This window comes from Bradyrhizobium sp. 17 (assembly GCF_023073515.1).
Taxonomy (GTDB): Bacteria; Pseudomonadota; Alphaproteobacteria; order Rhizobiales; family Xanthobacteraceae; genus Bradyrhizobium; species Bradyrhizobium canariense_D.
The window spans coordinates 231,726-247,713 of the sequence record NZ_JADPJQ010000073.1 but is presented as its reverse complement, the minus strand read 5'-3'; the positions used below and the strand labels follow the sequence as shown (position 1 = coordinate 247,713).

Here is a 15,988-nt window from a genome sequence, read left to right as displayed (position 1 = left end):
AGCGCCCGCCACTCCGCATCCGTCAGCAGCGGCGGGCCGCTGGCGGAACGATCCTCCTTGGTCATGCGCGCGAGCCGGTCCTCGGTCAGCGGATGGCTCGCCGGGATCGACGTGAGGCCGCCGCCTTCCTTGCCGGTGATGCGGAACATCAATTCGGCTGCAGGCTTAGGCGAACGGCCGAGCTTGTGCATGATCTCGATGGCAAACGTATCCGCAGCGGTCTCGGCCTCGCGCGAATAGGAAGCCTCAACCACGCTGCGCGAGGCGAAGATCACGGCGCTCGAGCCAGTGACGTCGCCGAACAACAGGCCGATCAGGAACGAGGTGCCGCCGTTGTAGATCAGGCCGCGCATGTTGTCGTAATGCTTGAGATGACCGAGCTCGTGGGCGAGGATGCCGGCGATCTCGTCGGCATTTTCGGCCTTGTCGAGCAGGCCCTTCAGCACGAACACCTTGCCGCCCGGCAGCGCGAACGCGTTCGGCACCGGGGTCGGCAGCACGCCCGCGGTCATGGAATCGTCGTCGAGCCCGGCGGCATCGCGCAGCCGATTGACGAGCTTGACGAAGGCCGCTTTCCCCGCCCCATCCTGGCACTCGCTGCGCCCGAAGATCGTCTTCACCTGAACCTCCGACGCATCGCCAATGCGGCGCTCGATCGGTTTCGGCACCAGCGGCGCGAGGCGGTCGGCAGCGAGCGGCACGCCGAACAGCACGACGCAGACAATGGAGACGGCGGCAGCCATCGACCAGCCGACGATTTTTGCGACCCCGCGGCGCGAGGTCTGGTGCTCGTCGAGCCGCATGCAGCGCGCGGTCACGTCTGACGCGAGCAGAGCGTCGCGGATTTCCAGCCGGGCCAGCGGCGGCGCGGAAGCGCAGGCGAGCCGCAAGGTGCCGGGCGGGCTATCGGCGCGGCGGATGTCGGCATAGGCCCAGCGAACGGGCGTCGCACCCTCTTCGAGGATCTCGAGCGCGTCACCGAGCGTCAGCGCCACCTGCCGCCTGCGGCTCGACACGCCGTCGAAGAAGATCGTCGGCTTTGCGGATTGCGCCGGGACCTCTGTGGACAACTCACTCACAGCTCAGAATCCCGCGACATCGAGTCCATCGGCAAAGCCTTCGCCGAGCGCGCTGGCGAGCTCGGCGCTGCCGCGCACATCCGCCGCGGCTCCGATGTTGTGCACCTCGACAGTTTCCAGCACCTTGGCCCAGAGATCGCGCTGGAGATAGACCCGCATGACGATGTTGAGGGCGAGAGCGAGTGCGAAGTAGCCGATCACCATCATCACCAGCGTCGGGATGCTCTTGGCGGCATTGCCCGGCCCCAACGCCTGCTCGACCGAAAGACCGCTCAGCTTGACGACGAGCATGGTCGCTCCGCCGATATAGGCGGCGAAGATGGCCGAGAGCAGCATCCACCAGCCGATCACTTTCCAGTACAACCCGTAGAATGCGTTGTGCGGCAATTGCGAGGACAGGCTGACGTCGCCGATGCGGATACCGTCGAGCCACCAGCGCCACTCGCGCGCCTTGAACTCGGCATAGAAGAACGGCGCGAGCGGGAAGATCACCATCGCGATCGGGCTCAGCAGCCACAGCCACCAGCCGCGCTTGAAGAATGTCCAGCCGTCGCCTTCGAAATCGCCGCGTAAATCGCCGTAATGGGTGTGCCGCATCTTGTAGCGTTCGAGCGAGGCTTCGCGCCACGGCAATGCGAGCCCGAGCGTCAGGAACACGAGCAAGCCCCACAGCATGGCGCGGAACGAATAGGCCCAGCCCGATCCGTCCATCCAGAACCGCACGCCGCGCCAGACCGTGCGCGTCAGGCGATAGCGCCGCGCGCGAAAGATCGCAAACTGACCAAAGGCGTAGAAGCTGATGAACAGCGGCGTCGAGGCAAAGCCCTGCCAGCGTTCGAACTCGATACCGACAAGGAAGTAAGCGAGGTAGATCGGCACCAGGATCGCGAGCGCGAACAGGAAGCCGACCAGCAGCTCCTTGGCCCGCCCGGTATATTCGGCGGCGTCGCCATTAACCGCGGTGTTCGCCCACAGATGACGGCGGACGTCGGTGACGAGCCAGAACCGGTAGAAGCCGAAGGTGACGAGCTCGAGCAGGGCACCCTTGGTGACCAATTTGCGAAAGTCGGTACGGTTGCCGGTGAAATCGACCCGCGTGGGCGGCAGCGGCGGGGGTAAGGGTTCGGAGCCGATGGGGGCCCATTGCATGTCGTTCACGGCGGCAACCTCGGGGTGCGGACTTGGTTCGATCAAACTTATAGATCAGAGATTAGTCGATCCCCAAGATGGGCGGGTTCGATTTAGCTCGATTCCGGTCGATTTCTGGCACGATTCCACGGCCGAGGGCGTGCGCGAGATCACGTTGTTGGATCAATGGCCTCGTAGTCCGGATGGAGCGCAGCGCAATCCGGGACAGCGGCAGTGGCGGGCCGAATCCCGGATTTCGCTCCGCTCCATCCGGGCTACATCACACCCATGTGGCAAAACTCGCCCTTGCTCCGGCGCAGACAACCGGCTGTAATTGCAAATCAAATACCGCAGCGCAGAATTCAACGAGAACGCGCGGTTGATGTCAGGGAGAGCGATCATGCATGGGACCATCGAAAACGCGGCGAAGCTCGACGCGTTACGCGCACGCGCTACGTCACTGCCGCTGGAGCAGTTCGATCCGGGCGACCCAGAGCTGTTCAGGACCGATACGTTCTGGCCCTATTTCGATCGCCTGCGCCGCGAAGATCCCGTGCACTATTGCAAGGACTCGATGTTCGGGCCGTATTGGTCGGTGACGCGCTACAACGACATCATGGAGATCGAGACCAATCATTCGGTATTCTCCTCGGCCTCCTCGCTCGGCGGCATCACCATCCGCGACATCGATCCGGAACTGCGCCGCGAGAGCTTCATCTCGATGGACCCGCCGCGCCATGCGGCGCAGCGCAAGACCGTGGCGCCGATGTTCACGCCGACGCATCTGGACAATCTCGCGCTGAGCATCCGCCAGCGCTCGGCCGAGTGCCTGGACAATCTGCCCCGCGGCGAGGTGTTCGACTGGGTCGACCATGTCTCGATCGAGCTCACCACGCAGATGCTCGCGGTGCTGTTCGACTTTCCCTGGGAGGATCGCCGCAAGCTGACGCGCTGGTCGGACATCGCGACCACCATTCCCGGCCCCGACGGCCTCGTCGCCACCGAAGACGAGCGTCAGGCCGAGCTGACGGAATGCGCGGGCTATTTCACGCGACTGTGGAAGGAACGCATCGAACAGCCGCCGAAGAGCGACCTGTTGTCATTGATGGCGCATGGCGCCGCGACGCGCGACATGGACGCGAAGAACTTCCTCGGCAATCTCATCCTTCTGATCGTCGGCGGCAACGACACCACCCGCAACACCATGTCGGGCTCGCTCCACGCGCTGAGCCAGCACCCGGAGCAATATCGCAAGCTGCGCGAAAACCCAGCGCTTCTCGACAGCTTCGTGCCGGAAGTGATCCGCTGGCAGACGCCGCTGGCCCATATGCGGCGCACAGCGCTTGCGGACTTCGAGTTCCGCGGCAAGCAGATCAAGAAAGGTGACAAGGTCGTGATGTGGTACGTCTCGGGCAACCGCGACGCCGATGCGATCGAAAAGCCTTACGAATTCATCATTGACCGCGCGCGGCCGCGCACCCATCTCTCGTTCGGCTTCGGCATCCACCGCTGCGTCGGCTTGCGGCTTGCCGAACTCCAGCTCAAGATTATTTGGGAAGAGATCCTCAAGCGATTCGACCATATCGAGGTGGTCGGCGAACCCAAGCGGGTCTATTCGAGTTTCGTGAAGGGTCTTGAAACCTTGCCGGTGAAGATCGCGGCTTAGATTCGCAAAGATGAGTTCGACACGTCCACAAGGAAGCTGTGCCCCCTCTCCCGCACGCGAGAGAGGTTAAGCAAGCAACTGGAGCAAACCACCATGAACATCCAAGCGCCGGTTCAAGTGGACAAGGCCGAACGCATGCGCAGGGCGCGCGAGGAGGCCTATGCGACGCCGCTGGCGCAATTCCACCCGGGCGCGCCCAGGCTGTTCCAGGACGACACCCTGTGGCCGTGGTTCGAGCGGCTGCGCAAGGAAGAGCCGGTGCATTACTGCACCAATGCGCCGATCGAGCCGTATTGGTCGGTGGTGAAGTACAACGACATCATGCATGTCGACACCAATCACGGCCTGTTCTCCTCGGATTCAACGCTCGGCGGCATCGGGATCCGCGACGTGCCGGAAGGCTATGACTGGCCGAGCTTCATCGCCATGGACCAGCCGCGTCATTCGTCGCAGCGCAAGACGGTGTCGCCGATGTTCACGCCGACGCATCTGGACGAACTGGCAAAACTGATCCGCCAGCGCTCGCAGACCGTGCTCGACAATCTGCCGCGCAACGAGACCTTCAATTTCGTCGAGCGCGTCTCGATCGAGCTGACGACGCAGATGCTAGCCACCCTGTTCGACTTCCCCTGGGAAGAACGGCGCAAGCTGACGCGCTGGTCCGATGTCGCGACCGCGCTGCCCAAGAGCGGCATCGTGGCCTCGGCCGAAGAGCGCCGCCGCGAGATGGACGAATGCTACGCCTACATGTCCAAGCTCTGGAACGAGCGCGTCAACTCCGCGCCGCGCAACGACCTGCTGTCGCTGATGGCGCACAACGACGCCACGCGCTTCATGGACCCCGATAATCTCATGGGCAACATCATCCTGCTCATCGTCGGCGGCAACGACACCACGCGCAACACCATGACCGGCTCGGTGCTGGCATTGAACGAGAATCCGGAGCAGTACGACAGGCTGCGCGCCAACCCGGAACTGATCGATTCCATGGTGCCCGAAGTGATCCGCTGGCAGACCCCGCTCGCGCATATGCGGCGCACCGCGCTGCAGGACACTGAAGTTGGCGGCAAGCACATCAAGAAGGGCGACCGCGTCGTGATGTGGTACGTCTCCGGCAATCGCGACGAGGAGATGTTCGAAAAGCCGAACGAGTTCATCATCGACCGCCCGCGGCCGCGGACCCATCTCTCCTTCGGCTTCGGCATCCACCGCTGCGTCGGCATGCGCCTCGCCGAACTCCAGCTCAAGATCGTCTGGGAAGAGATGCTGAAGCGCTTCGACCGCATCGAGGTGGTCGGCGAGCCCAAGCGGATCTATTCGAGCTTCATCAAGGGATATGAGTCGCTGCCGGTGCGGATTCCGGGGTAGAGTGCTCGCTATACGGCAGGTGTTTCTCAACCTCAGCTGTCATGCTCCGCGACCCGGCTACGCCAAGGCTTCGCCGGGCTGAGGTCCAGGGGCGCCGAAGCTTTAGCGTAGGCGGCAAGCGGGGCATCCAGTATGCCGCGGCTTCTCGGCTCAAGCACTGCGGGCTCTGGAATACCGGATTTGCCCGCCTTCGCGGGCAATGACACCGAGGGTGGATTGAGAGCGGGCGACTCCACCCCAGCTATAAAATTCCGGCATGACAGCTCGTGCAACATGCGATGGGTCGCATACGGCCTTCTGTCCTAAACCGCACCGGCACATCTAACTCAACTTGATGTCCCACACGCCGTCCTTGCGGCAGGCGGCGACTTCCTCGCGCAGGAGGGCGGTGACGGCAACCGAGGCCGTCGAGACCGGACGGTCGATCGGAGAGGCGAATATGAGCTCGCGCGTCAACGGCTTCGAGACGACAGCCGTTTCCAGCCGCCCGTCCGCGACCTCGGCGTGGACGGACGAGGGCGGCAGCAGCGCGAAGCCGAGGCCTTCCTCGACGAGGCTCGTGAGCACGCGGAACGAATCCGCTTCGAGCTGGACGTTGAGCTTGATCTTGCGCTGGGCCGCCGCATGCTCGATCAGCGCACGGAGACCGTGGGAATGACTGGGCAGCACCAGCCGTTGCCGCAGCAGCCAGCCGACATCGACGCTCTTCTTGCGCGCGAGGCCACAACCGTGCGGACCCACCGCGACGATGTTGTCGCGCCCCAAGCTCTCCACGTTGAGATGCAGATCGGCGGAGCGGCCGTAGAGGATGGCGAGATCCATCTCGCCGCGATGCAGCCATTCGACGAGATGGCCGCTGTAGCTCTCGACGATGCGCAGCGAAATGCCGGGAAATTTTTCAACACAGCGCCGCGCGAAGCGCGCCGACAGCACGCAGCTCACTGTCGGGACCAGGCCGAGCACGACCTGGCCCGATGGCGGCCCCTTGGACGACTGGATGTCGTCGCGGATCTGGTCGATCTGCCGCACGATGCCGGAGGTGCGCGCCAGCAAGAGGCGGCCGGCATCCGTGAGCACCATGCCGCGGCCGTTGCGGGTGAACAATTCCGTGCGCAGCTCGTGTTCCAGGAGCTTGATCTGCCTGGAGAGCGCCGGCTGCGCCACGCGCAACGTATCGGACGCCTTGGAGAGGCTGCCGAGCTCCGCCACGCAACTGAAGGTCCTGAGCTGACGGAAATCCATGCTTGCCAATCCTGGAAGGCTACTCCATACGCTATAGCAAATGAGCATAGGGGGCTGGCAGTGTTTTCACAACGCCAGAGGATCGGCCGGCGTTATCTTAACTGCCGCACATACGGGAAACCCCATGAGTGAAGAACACCAAACCGAAGATCACGCCGACATCCGCGAAGCCGTCGCAAAGCTGTGCGCGCAGTTTCCCGGCGAATACTGGCGCAAGCTCGACCGTGAGATGGCCTACCCGAAGGCCTTCGTCGACGCGCTGACCGAGGCCGGCTATCTCTCGGTGCTGATCCCCGAGGAATATGGCGGCGCGGGCTTGAAGCTTTCAGCGGCCGCGGCGATCCTCGAAGAGATCCAGCGCGCGGGCTGCAACGGCGGCGGCTGCCACGCCCAGATGTACACGATGGGCACCGTGCTGCGGCACGGCAATGACGAGCAGAAGGCAAAATATCTGCCGAAGGTCGCGAGCGGCGAATTACGGCTGCAGGCCTTCGGCGTCACCGAGCCGACCAGCGGCACCGACACCACTTCGCTGAAGACCTTCGCGCGCAAGGACGGCAACGCCGGCTACGTCGTCAACGGCCAGAAGATCTGGACCAGCCGCGCCGAACATTCCGACCTGATGCTCCTGCTGGCGCGCACCACGCCGAAGGACCAGGTCAAGAAGCGCACGGATGGACTTTCGGTGTTCATCGTCGACATGCGCGAGGCCAAGAACAAGGGCCTTGAGATCCGCCCGATCCGCACCATGATGAACCACGCCACCACCGAAGTGTTCTTCACCGACATGAAGGTGCCGGCAGAGAATTTGATCGGCGAGGAAGGCAAGGGCTTTCGCTACATCCTCTCCGGCATGAATGCCGAGCGCATTTTGATTGCTGCCGAATGCGTCGGCGACGCCAAATGGTTCATCGCCAAGGCCACCAGCTACGCCAAGGAGCGCAGCGTTTTCGGCCGGCCGATCGGCCAGAACCAAGGCATCCAGTTCCCGATCGCCAAGGCCTACGCCGCGATGCGCGCGGCCGAACTGATGGTGAAGGAAGCGACGCGCAAATACGAGGCCGGGCTCGACTGCGGCGCGGAGGCCAACATGGCCAAGATGCTCGCGGCCGATGCGTCCTGGGAAGCGGCGAATGCCTGCGTCCAGACCCATGGCGGCTTCGGCTTCGCCGAGGAGTACGACGTCGAGCGCAAATTCCGTGAGACGCGGCTCTATCAGGTCGCGCCGATCTCGACCAATCTCGTGCTGTCCTTCATCGCCGAGCACGTCCTCGGCATGCCCCGCTCGTACTGAGGCAGCCATCATGGGAGCACTTGACGGGATCAGGGTGATTGCGGTCGAGCAGGCGGTGGCGGCACCGTTCTGCTCGTCGCGGCTGGCGGATGCCGGCGCGGAAGTCATCAAGATCGAGCGGCCTGAAGGCGATTTCGCGCGTGGCTATGACGCGGCGGCCAAGGGCCAGAGCAGCTACTTCGTGTGGCTCAACCGCGGCAAGCAATCCGCGGTGGTCGATCTCGCCACCAGGGAAGGTTGCGCCGAACTGGAGCGACTGATCGCGAGCGCCGACGTGCTGATCCAGAACCTCAAGCCGGGCTCGATGGACAAGCTCGGCTTTTCGCGGGAGCGGCTCTTGAAGGATTATCCCAGGCTGATTTCATGCACGATCACCGGCTATGGCGACGACGGCCCCTATGCGCACCGCAAGGCCTATGATCTCCTGATCCAGGCCGAGAGCGGCCTTGCCTCGATCACCGGCAATCCCGACGGCGCCTCGCGCGTCGGCATGTCCATCGTCGACGTCGCGACCGGCGCCACCGCGCATGCGGCGATCCTGGAGGCGCTGATCGGGCGCGGACGCACCGGCAAGGGCGCCGACATCCGCATCTCCATGTTCGACGTGATGGCGGACTGGTGCACCGTGCCGCTGCTCAATTCCGAAGCCGGTAATCCGCCCAAGCGCATGGGGCTGCGCCATCCCTCGATCGCACCCTATGGCGTGTTCACGTCCAGCGACGGCAAGGACATCCTGATCTCGATCCAGAGCGAGCGCGAATGGAAGACGCTTTGCGCAAAAGTGCTGGACCAGCCGGATCTGCCCGCCGATCCGCGCGTGGCCAACATGGTCGAGCGCGTGCGCAACCGCGACTTCACCGACAAGACGGTCGCGGATGCCTTCGGCAAGATGACGCGCGATGAGCTATTGAAGCGGCTGTCCGAGGCCGACATCGCCTTTGCCGAGGTCAACACCATGGCGGACCTCACCAAGCATCCGCATCTGCGCCGCATCGAGGTGGACACGCCGCAGGGACGCGTCAGCTATCCCGCGCCGGCGCCGATCATTGTCGGCGAGACGCGCAGCTATGGTGCTGTACCGGCGATCGGCGAAAATCCCCAATCCAAGAAATAACAAGAGCGAGGCGTCATGACCGAGAAGCTCGACATCGATCATCTCAGGCAATGGATCGGCCGCAGCGAAGAGGCCACCGACACCGTCACCGCGCAGCTCGTGAAGGGCCTGCGTGCGACGCTGTTCCAGGAGGTCGGCGCGCCCAAGCCGGGCGACGCGGCGCCGTTCACGGTGCATTGGTGCCTGGCGCAGCCGGTGTTTCCGATGTCGATGCTCGGCCCCGACGGCCACCCCACCCGCGGCGGCTTCCTGCCGCCGGTGCCGCTGCCGCGCCGGATGTGGGCCGGCGGCGAGATCGAGTTCCTGCAGCCGCTGCGCGTCGGAGACGAATCGACGCGGAGCTCGCGCATCGCCGACGTGCAGGTGAAGACCGGCTCGACCGGCACGCTGTGCTTCGTCTCGGTCGAGCACAGCATCTCCTCGCCGCGCGGCATCGCCATCCGCGAGCGGCAGGACATCGTCTATCGCGAGATGACGACGACGTCCGCGCCGGCAAAGGCGCCGCCTCCGCCGCCGAAGGCGCAGCATCGCCAGACGCATGTCTCCGATCCCGTGCTGCTGTTTCGTTATTCCGCGCTGACCTTCAACGGCCACCGCATCCATTACGACCGCGACTACGTCACCAAGGTCGAGGGCTATCCGGGCCTGATCTTCCACGGGCCGCTGCAGGCAACGTTCATCATCGAGATGGCGGCGAAGCTGCACGGCGGCAAGCCGCCGAAGAGGTTTACTTATCGCGGGGTGCAACCGCTGTTCGAGGGCAGCGAGTTTTCCATCAACGCCAACGAGACCGAGGCGGGCATGGAGCTGTGGACCGCGAACGCGGAGGGGCAGCCGACGATGAAGGGGACGGCGGTGTGGTGATACACTGCTGCTAGACCCTCACCCTGAGGAGCGCGCCCTTTGCGCGCGTCTCGAAGGGCGAGGCCACCAGCCGGGCCTTCATCCTTCGAGACGCGCGAAGACGCGCTCCTCAGGATGAGGAATTAGAGGAACGGAAACCATGGCGAAGAACGGCAAGACCGGCAGCAAATCCGTCACCGTCAAGCAGGCGACGCTCGACCTGCTGCGCTCCTTCGGTATCAAGAAGGTATTCGGCAATCCCGGCTCGACCGAGCTGCCGTTCCTGAGCGACTGGCCCGACGACATCGACTACGTGCTCGCGCTTCAGGAAGCCTCCGCCGTCGGCATGGCCGACGGCTATGCGCAGGCGACGCGCAATGCCGGCTTCGTCAATCTGCATTCGGCCGCCGGCGTCGGCAACGCGCTCGGCAACATCTATACCGCGCATCGCAACCAGACGCCGCTGGTGATCACCGCGGGCCAGCAGGCACGCTCGATCCTCCCCTTGCAGGCGTTCCTGTATGCGGAGCGTGCGTCCGAATTCCCGAGGCCTTATGTGAAGTACAGCGTGGAGCCGGCGCGGCCCGAGGACGTTCCGGCCGCCATCGCGCGCGCCTATTACACCGCGATGCAGCCGCCATGCGGGCCGACCTTCGTCTCGATCCCGGTCGACGACTGGGCGCATGCGACGGCTCCCGTCGAAGCACGCAAGGTTAGTCGCGAGATCGGGCCCGAGGCTGACGCGATGAAGGCGCTGGTCACCGCGCTCGGCTCGGCCAAGCACCCTGCCGTCGTCGTCGGCCCCGGCGTCGATCGCGCCGGCGCGGTCGACCTGATGGTGCGCGTCGCCGAGAAGGCCAGGGCCAGCGTCTGGGTCAGCCCGTTTTCGGCGCGCTGCTCGTTCCCGGAACGTCATCCCCAGTTCGCGGGTTTCCTGCATGCCTCGCCGGCGCAATTGTCGGACGCGCTGCGCGAGCACGACCTCGTCGTCGTGATCGGCGCGCCGGTGTTCACCTTCCACGTCGAAGGCCATGCCGCGATCTTCGACGGCGGCGCGACGATCTTCCAGATCACCGATGACCCCGATGCCGCGGCGGTGACGCCCGTCGGCACCAGCATCATCGCGACGATGAAGCCGGCGCTCGCAATGCTGCTCGACCTCTTGCCGGAGAGCAAGCGCGCGGCACCGAAGGGGCGAACGCTGCCGCCGACGCCGCAAGCCGCCGATCCGCTGCCGGTCGAATTCCTGCTGCATTCGCTGTCGCAAGCGATGCCGGACCGCGCGTCGCTGGTCGAGGAAATCCCCTCGCACCGGCCAGCGATGCAAAAGTTCATGCCGATGCGCGGCCAGGACAGTTTTTACACCATGGCGAGCGGCGGCCTCGGCTACTCGCTGCCGGCCGCGGTCGGCATGGCGCTCGGCAAGCCGACGAGCCGCACGGTGTGCCTGATCGGTGACGGCTCGGCGATGTATTCGATCCAGGCGCTGTGGACCGCCGCGCAGCGCAAGCTGCCGCTCACGATCATCGTCATCAACAATTCCGGCTACGGCGCGATGCGCTCGTTCAGCCAGGTGATGCAGGTGAGGAACGTGCCGGGACTCGAGTTGCCGGGGATCGATTTCGTGCGGCTGGCCGAGGGCATGGGCTGCCATGCGGTGCGGGTGAGCAAGGCGGCCGAACTGGGCGAGGCGCTCAAGCGCGGGATGGCATTCGAAGGGACGAGCCTGGTGGAGGTGGTCGTGGATTCGGCGGTGCCGGTGCTGTACGGGCAGAAGCATTGAGGGCCGACCGTCGTCCTGGCGAAAGCCAGGACGACACCGGAGGTCGTGGCAGGCCCCTTCCTACGTCCCGAAATCTTCCCGCATCTTAGCCTGGATCTTGGCCATGCCGCCGATCCAACGGTCGTAATTCTCGGTCTTCTTGCGCATGTAGCCGAGCACCTGCGGGTGCGGCAGGATCAGGAACGTCTCCTGATCGAGACCGGCGAGCACGTCCTTGGCGACCTGCTCGGGCGAGAGGTCGCCGTCGCCGGATTGCGGGCCTTTGGGGATCGAACGCAGCATGTTGGTGTCCACGCCCTGCGGGCAGAGGATCGAGACACGGATGTTGTGCGCCTTGTGCGAGATCGCGAGATTTTCGGCAAAGCCGACCGCGGCATGCTTGGTGGTGGAGTAAGCCGGGCTGCCGACCTGCGACAGCAGGCCGGCGGCCGAGATCGTGTTAAGGAAATAGCCGCCGCCGCGCGCCTTCATGCGCGGGATCAGATGCCGCGCCGCATAGACATGCGCCATGACGTGGATCGCCCAGCTACGCTGCCAGGGCTCATCCGAGGCGCCGCCGGCATTGACCGACATCGGGTCGAAGCCGCCGCCGATGCCGGCATTGGAGCAGAACAATTCGATCGGGCCGAACTGACGCTCGGTCTCCTCGATGACGTGGGAAATATCCTTTTCCTGCGCGACATCGCATTTGAAGGCCGCGCCATCCACCGTGGCCGCGACCGCCCGCGCGTTGTCCGCGTCCATGTCGGCGACGACGACCTTGGCCGCACCCGCCTTGTGAAAGGCTTCGCACAGCGCCTTGCCGATGCCGTTGGCGCCGCCCGTGACGACCACGACCTTGCCGGTCACCTGCATGCGACGTCTCCTCTTGTCTTATACCGTTTTGGCTTATTGCGCTTCGCGGAGCTTGCTCAGCTCAACACGAGGTCGAGCACCGCGGTATAATGGCACGCCGCGCCGGCCAAGACAAAGCCGTGCCAGATCGCATTCTGGAAGCGCAGCCGCCGCCAGGCATGAAAGATCACGCCGAAGCTGTAGAGCAGTCCACCCGCAAGGACGAAGCCCAGCACCAGCGCAGGCAGCGCCTTGACCACGGAATCGTAGAGCATGATGCCGCTCCAGCCCATCGCTAGGTAGATCCCGACCGCAACGCGGTCGAACCGGCCGGGGTAGAGAAGTTTCAGCACGATGCCGAGGAGCGCCACGCACCAGACGCCGGCGAGCAGCACCAGCGCGAACCCACTGTCCTTCACCTCCAGGATGAACGGCGTGTAGGTCGCCGCGATCAGGAGATAGATCGCCGAATGGTCGAAGCGCCGCAGCAGCCATTTGGCCGGCGAGACTGGCCACAGATTATAGGTCGCCGACAACACCAGCATCGAAAGCAGGCCGGCGACGTAGATCGAGACGCCGACGATGTCGGTCGCGTCGGCAAAGAGCACCGTCAGCACCACCAGCACGGTCGCGGCAATGATGCCGCAGAGCACGCCGATCGCGTGGATCACGCCGTCGGCGATCAACTCGGCGCGGTCGTAATGCCAGCCGACCGCGTCGGCGGCTGCGTGGACGGAGGAGGATGCGAGCTGTTTCAATTGGAAGACGGTCATGGCAATCCGCAAGGTGAGTTAATACCCTCTTGTATGGGTGTTTCGGGATCGGCGCGTCGTTCAAACGGCTGATTTGCCGACAAAGACGGTGGAAGTATGAAGCTTGATTTTCCTCAGGCAGTTGCCAATTTTGTGATTAGTCCTTTTTGCCTATCCGCCCTCGCCCGGGATTCCCAACGTTCATATGGCATTTAGTTTCCAGGATATGATCGAGGAGGCGCGCCTGTCGGCTCGGGCGCTGATCGACTACGGCGAGCATTTCTTCAATCCGACGGTACGATTGGGGGTTACCGGCCTGTCCCGGGCCGGCAAGACGGTGTTCATTACCGCGCTGATCCACGGCCTCACCCGTGGCGGCCGGTTTCCGGTGTTCGAGGCCTATTCATCCGGGCGGATCGCGCGGGCGCATCTGGCGCCGCAGCCGGACGACGCGGTGCCGCGCTTTGCCTATGAGAGCCATCTGCGCGCGCTGATCGAGGAGCGGCGCTGGCCGAACTCGACTGTCGACATCAGCGAGCTCAGGCTCGTCATCGACTACCAGCGCCAGAACGGCGCCGACCGCACGCTGACGCTCGACATCGTCGACTATCCCGGCGAGTGGCTGCTCGACCTGCCGCTGCTTCAGAAGAGTTTTGAGCAATGGTCGGCCGAAAGTCTCGCCTTGTCACGCGAGGCGCCGCGCGTCCATCTTGCCGCGGATTGGCACGCGCATCTCGCAACGCTCAAGCCCGAGGCGCGCGAGGACGAGCAGGCGACGCTGACGGCCGCAAAGCTCTTCAGGGGCTATTTGCAAGGCTGCCGCGATGAGCGGTTTGCGATGAGCCTGCTGCCGCCCGGCCGCTTCCTGATGCCGGGCAATCTCGCCGACACACCGGCGCTGACCTTTGCGCCGCTCGACGTACCCGCGGGTGGCCAGGCGCCGGAGGGATCGCTGTGGGCGATGATGGTGCGCCGCTATGAGGCCTACAAGGACGTCGTGGTGCGGCCGTTCTTCCGCGATCATTTTGCCCGGCTCGATCGCCAGATCGTACTGGCCGACGCGCTCGCCGCGTTCAACGCCGGCCCCGAAGCGCTGCACGATCTCGAAGCCGCACTCGCGGGCATTCTCGACTGCTTCAACATCGGCCGCAGCACATTCCTCTCCGGCCTGTTCCGGCCGCGGATCGACCGCGTGCTGTTCGCGGCGACCAAGGCGGATCATCTGCATCATTCCAGCCATGACCGGCTCGAGGCCGTGCTGCGCCGCGCGGTCACCCGCGCCGTTGCGCGCGCCGAAAATACCGGTGCGGCGATCGACGTCGTCGCGCTCGCCGCCGTCCGCGCCACGCGCGAGGCGCAGGTCGCGCATGGCCGTGACAAATTGCCGTCGATCTTGGGAACGCCCGCCGCGGGCGAAAGCGCCGGCGGCGAATTCTTCGACGGCAGCACCGAGGTGGCAACCTTTCCGGGCGACCTGCCCTTGGATCCCGAGCCGTTGTTCAACGGCACCGACGCATTCCGCGGCCTCTCGACCGAGGCCGCCGGGAAGAGCGATTTTCGCTTCCTGCGCTTCCGTCCGCCGAAGCTCGAACGTGAGGGGGCCGACCACCCGGCGCTGCCTCACATCCGCCTCGACCGTGCCTTGCAGTTCCTGATCGGAGACAAATTGTCATGAACGACCGATCGAAGCCACGGCGACCGGCGACGTTCCGGCTCGACGACCCCGGCGTCGTCGTCACCGAGGCCGACGAGACGACCCGGCTCGGCCGTACCACCATCCAGATCACGCCGGAGCCCGATCCGGCGAATTTGCCGGTGCCAATCGCAGCGACGCTTCCGGCGCGGCGCGGCTTTCCCTGGGGCGCAATGTTCTGGTCCGGCGTTGCCGGGCTGACGCTGCTCGGGGTCGGGCTCGGCGTCGTCCGTCTGATCGAGGATCTGTTTGCGCGCAGCGACAGCCTCGGCTTCGTCGGACTGGCGCTTGCCTTCGTCACCGCGCTTGCGCTCGCGGTGGTGACCGGACGCGAGGCTTTCGGGCTGGCGCGGCTGGCAACGATCGAAAAGCTGCATCAGCGCGCAGCCGCTGTTCTTGCCAGCGACGATCGCAAGGAGAGCCGCATCATCGTGCAGGATCTGCTCAAGATCGCGCACCAGAACCCGCAGCTCGCGCGCGCCCGTGCCGCCCTGGAGAGCCACGCCGGCGAGATCATCGACGGCGCCGACATGATCCGGCTCGCCGAGCGCGAATTGATGTCGCCGCTGGACATCGAGGCGCGGCGGCTGGTGTCGTCAGCAGCGCAAAAAGTCTCGATCGTCACGGCGGTGAGCCCGCGAGCGGCGATCGACGTGATGTTCGTGTTCATCGTGTCGCTGCGCCTGATCCGCCAGCTCGCTTTCCTCTATGGCGGCCGGCCCGGCGCGCTCGGCATGATCCGCCTGCTCCGCCATGTCATCGCTCATCTCGCCATCACCGGCGGCATGGCGGCGAGCGACAGCCTGGTGCAGCAGATGCTCGGCCACGGCATTGCGGCGAAGCTGTCGCAGCGGCTGGGCGAAGGCATGCTAAATGGATTGCTGACGGCGCGGCTCGGCCTCGCCGCAATCGACGTCACACGACCGCTGCCGTTCGCCGCACTGCCGCCGCCGAAGCTGTCGGACCTCGCGACGGATCTGCTGCGGAAGAAGGACGAGGAAGAGTAGAACGCCATCTTGCGCGGCGGACTCGTTTTCCCCTCTCCCCTTGCGGGAGAGGGCGGCTCGCCGCAGAGCGGCGAGACGGGTGAGGGGTTCTCTCCGCGCGCGCCTCTCGCAGTCGTCTTAGCGGATAGAGACCCTCATCCGGCGCTTCGCGCCACCTTCTCCCGCAAGGGGAGAAGGAAGAAGGC

General features: G+C 64.9%; 13 protein-coding genes. 8 read left to right on the top strand and 5 right to left on the bottom strand.

Features of this window, described 5'->3' with window-relative positions:
• Nucleotides 1–1,079, bottom strand: a 1,079-nt coding sequence (locus tag IVB13_RS14970) for a M48 family metallopeptidase (RefSeq protein ID WP_247489391.1), incomplete at its 3' end; no start/stop codon positions are given.
• 3 nt (nt 1,080–1,082) lie between these two features.
• A complete protein-coding gene (locus IVB13_RS14965) occupies nt 1,083–2,228 on the bottom strand; it encodes a YjgN family protein (RefSeq protein WP_247489420.1) in 1,146 nt (381 codons plus the stop codon).
• Between the two features lie 379 nt (nt 2,229–2,607).
• Between IVB13_RS14965 and IVB13_RS14960 the strand changes: the two genes are divergently transcribed.
• A complete protein-coding gene (locus tag IVB13_RS14960) occupies nt 2,608–3,873 on the top strand; it encodes a cytochrome P450 (protein ID WP_247489390.1) in 1,266 nt (421 codons plus the stop codon).
• Between the two features lie 93 nt (nt 3,874–3,966).
• A complete protein-coding gene (locus IVB13_RS14955) occupies nt 3,967–5,241 on the top strand; it encodes a cytochrome P450 (protein ID WP_018453687.1) in 1,275 nt (424 codons plus the stop codon).
• A gap of 321 nt (nt 5,242–5,562) precedes the next feature.
• On the opposite strand, the gene IVB13_RS14950 is transcribed toward IVB13_RS14955, so the two are convergent.
• On the bottom strand, nt 5,563–6,483 hold the full coding sequence (locus IVB13_RS14950; RefSeq protein WP_247489388.1) for a LysR substrate-binding domain-containing protein: 921 nt from the start codon (nt 6,481–6,483) through the stop codon (nt 5,563–5,565).
• Between the two features lie 124 nt (nt 6,484–6,607).
• Here IVB13_RS14950 and IVB13_RS14945 point away from each other — a divergent pair, with 124 nt between their 5' ends.
• The 4 genes from IVB13_RS14945 (at nt 6,608) to mdlC (ending at nt 11,517) form a co-directional block, all read left to right on the top strand.
• The gene (locus tag IVB13_RS14945) at nt 6,608–7,777 is read left to right on the top strand and encodes an acyl-CoA dehydrogenase family protein (RefSeq protein WP_247489386.1); all 1,170 of its coding nucleotides are present in this window, start codon (nt 6,608–6,610) and stop codon (nt 7,775–7,777) included.
• 10 nt (nt 7,778–7,787) lie between these two features.
• Complete coding sequence (locus tag IVB13_RS14940; protein ID WP_026232572.1) at nt 7,788–8,891, top strand: CaiB/BaiF CoA-transferase family protein; 1,104 nt, start codon at nt 7,788–7,790, stop codon at nt 8,889–8,891.
• Between the two features lie 15 nt (nt 8,892–8,906).
• The gene (locus IVB13_RS14935) at nt 8,907–9,755 is read left to right on the top strand and encodes a MaoC family dehydratase N-terminal domain-containing protein (RefSeq protein WP_247489384.1); all 849 of its coding nucleotides are present in this window, start codon (nt 8,907–8,909) and stop codon (nt 9,753–9,755) included.
• A 139-nt stretch (nt 9,756–9,894) separates the two neighbouring features.
• Entirely contained in the window at nt 9,895–11,517 is a 1,623-nt protein-coding gene (gene mdlC, locus IVB13_RS14930; protein ID WP_247489382.1) for a benzoylformate decarboxylase, read from the top strand.
• A 60-nt stretch (nt 11,518–11,577) separates the two neighbouring features.
• On the opposite strand, the gene IVB13_RS14925 is transcribed toward mdlC, so the two are convergent.
• Nucleotides 11,578–12,372 (bottom strand): SDR family oxidoreductase, encoded by a 795-nt coding sequence (locus tag IVB13_RS14925; protein ID WP_018453681.1) that lies wholly within the window; start codon nt 12,370–12,372, stop codon nt 11,578–11,580.
• 56 nt (nt 12,373–12,428) lie between these two features.
• Nucleotides 12,429–13,124, bottom strand: coding sequence for a hemolysin III family protein (locus IVB13_RS14920; RefSeq protein ID WP_018453680.1), 696 nt, complete (start codon nt 13,122–13,124; stop codon nt 12,429–12,431).
• Between the two features lie 184 nt (nt 13,125–13,308).
• On the opposite strand from IVB13_RS14920, the gene IVB13_RS14915 reads away from it, so the two are divergent.
• Entirely contained in the window at nt 13,309–14,778 is a 1,470-nt protein-coding gene (locus IVB13_RS14915) for a YcjX family protein (RefSeq protein ID WP_026232571.1), read from the top strand.
• A complete protein-coding gene (locus IVB13_RS14910) occupies nt 14,775–15,803 on the top strand; it encodes a TIGR01620 family protein (protein ID WP_247489379.1) in 1,029 nt (342 codons plus the stop codon). Before IVB13_RS14915 ends, IVB13_RS14910 begins: the two co-directional genes overlap by 4 nt.
• Nucleotides 15,804–15,988 lie beyond the last annotated feature (185 nt).